Below are 2129 nucleotides of genomic sequence, written 5' to 3'. Positions count from 1 at the left end.
ACTGACGACATGACATTACGCTCCACAAATTGACAATACGGAATTAGCACGGGTCCGGGCGTGCCGGAACCTGGGAATAACGCAGGCAATACATTCTCTTGCTGGGGTTGTGGGGCTTGATGAGTGTAGCATGGAGTGGATTCTGGGGGGCGGAAGGCGATACGAGGCGCGTCTGACCGGCGCCCCAAGTTCGCGACGGGCGATTCCCGCTAAGTTATGGGTTTCAGGAGGGTTCTGTGAGGTTATGGAGGGAAGTCTATGCCGTACTGCGCCAGAACCTCTCTGATTCGAGCGCGCTCGGTCTGGGTCATCTTGACCCTGATGCCGGTCAGGGCGGCGAGTTGATTGAGATCGTAAATGCCGTATGAGCTGTCCAGAAAGACGATGACCTTGTCTGCATTCTCCGCCGCGAGTTGGCGGCGCCATCGGGCCATTCCAATTCCTTGGAAAGGCTGCGGAGGAGTTCGGAGGTTTGCGGCCCTGTGGGTGGTTGGTTGGGATTCCGGCGGGTTCTGGGGAGGCCACAAGGCGGCGTCGGCGTCGCTTTTGGAGGCCATGTAACGTCGGTATCCGTAGATAATGGCATAGGAGCACAGAACCATATAGGTGTGGGCATAGAGGGCGTTCGCTCGTTTTTGGGGCAAAGCGCCAAGGGAGAATGACTGTTTCGTTTCGCGGTGGAGCGTGTTTTCTATCAGGCTGCGCTCGTCGTAATCGTCAAATACGACGAACGGATCATCTACGGGGCCATTCGTCAAGAAAACGAGTTCTTCGCCGGGTTTCCTGCGTCTGCCATCCCACTCCCTGATGAGCACGGCGTTTATGGGCTTTGGGCAATGGTCTTTGCGGGTGCGGTGGTGATCCCGGAAATTAGGAGCGTACTGGTCATAGGAGCAAAGCCGCTCGAGTCCCACTAGTTCGGTATTGAGCTTGGTTTCCAGTTTGCGTTTACCTCGGCCTTTGTACACGGTTCGTTGCCTTGAAGCCGCGCGGCCGCTTCCGCATGCGGCGAGGGCCCTGGCGTCGGTCGTTACGGCCATGGTGTGCTTTGAAGGGATCACGAAGGTAATGCCCATTTCGTCGATTTCATGAAGCGTCGGACCGTCGATGAACCCTCTATCCATGTATATCTTAGCGATCCTCGCGCGGCCTTCAAGGTTGGCCTTGGCCTGCTCGATCAGCGCCATTGTTGATTGCGATTCGTGGTCGTTGATCTTGACGATCTTGGCGGCGAGGGGAATACGTAGTCTCTGACAAAAGAGCGTGACCAGTTTGAAGCCTCGCTCGACGACTACGACTTCAGTGATTTGGCCGGACTTGCCGACGATCTTCTCGATTCGAGTTCTCGTTCCGCAGGCATCGAGATCTTTGAAATCATCAGGTACGACCAGGTCTGTGCCATCGATAATCACGGCAAGTTCTCTGTCGAGCAGGGAACCTCTGGCCATCAGGGATATCAAGCGATTCAGGAGCGCTTCGCTCTCTTGGAGGGTGAACCGTCCGAGCACATTGGCCACGGTCTGGGGGGAAAACGGCCTCGGGGGTTTCTTCCCGGGGGCTCGGCGATGGCTGCCTCTCCTGCATAGCCCCTCTTCGAGAATGAGAGCATTGAACCCGAGCATCTCCATGAGGGCGGTGTTGGCGAAAAGCACTTCGGGAAGCGCGTTCATAGACGGCACGCCGGAGAGGATCTTGGCCAGATACGTCAGAAGGAAATGCGCCAAAGGCAGCATCATCCGCTTGTATCCGAGGATATTGAACGACTGAAGAGCATCGATGAATCCGATGTCCTTCATGAAGACGAAGACGGCGTCGAGAGCGCCCGCAGAGGTCAAAGGGCGGATCGCGTCGACTTCCTTACGGCTGAATAGAGCCTGCGCGACGCCGCGATCGTCCCTGCGGGCCATCTGGAGGCGTATTGAGCGTGTAGAAGCGCTGCGTACGCCCATGGCTAGGCGACCTCCAACCAAATGACGCTCCGAGGCGCATATTCCACGTGAGAGGGCTCAGTACCTTTGGGAGGTATTGGAACATAGCGGTGTATTGATATCCAGTAGCTGGCCACAGGGCGTGGGACCCTCGGCCAAGACCTACTGGAAGAAAACTGGGATACTATATCGTAGCGTCAG

The 2129-nt window shown here is 56.7% G+C and carries 1 protein-coding gene; it reads right to left on the bottom strand.

Annotation, left to right across the window (positions count from 1 at the left end; translation table 11 throughout):
* Positions 1-242: 242 nt before the first annotated feature.
* Positions 243-1949: a transposase gene (locus VB144_14105; protein ID MEA4884761.1), complete on the bottom strand. Its 1707-nt coding sequence runs from the start codon at positions 1947-1949 to the stop codon at positions 243-245.
* Between the last annotated feature and the right edge of the window lie 180 nt (positions 1950-2129).

Source organism: Clostridia bacterium (assembly GCA_034926675.1).
Lineage (GTDB): Bacteria > Bacillota > DTU025 > DTU025 > DTU025 > JAYFQW01.
Note: the sequence above shows the minus strand (reverse complement) of the source record. Positions and strands in the feature narration are given on the sequence as shown.

Bases quoted from the DNA above. Each gene is read 5' to 3' on its own strand.
- VB144_14105 (MEA4884761.1), bottom strand. From the start codon at position 1,949: ATGGGCGTACGCAGCGCTTCTACACGCTCAATACGCCTCCAGATGGCC.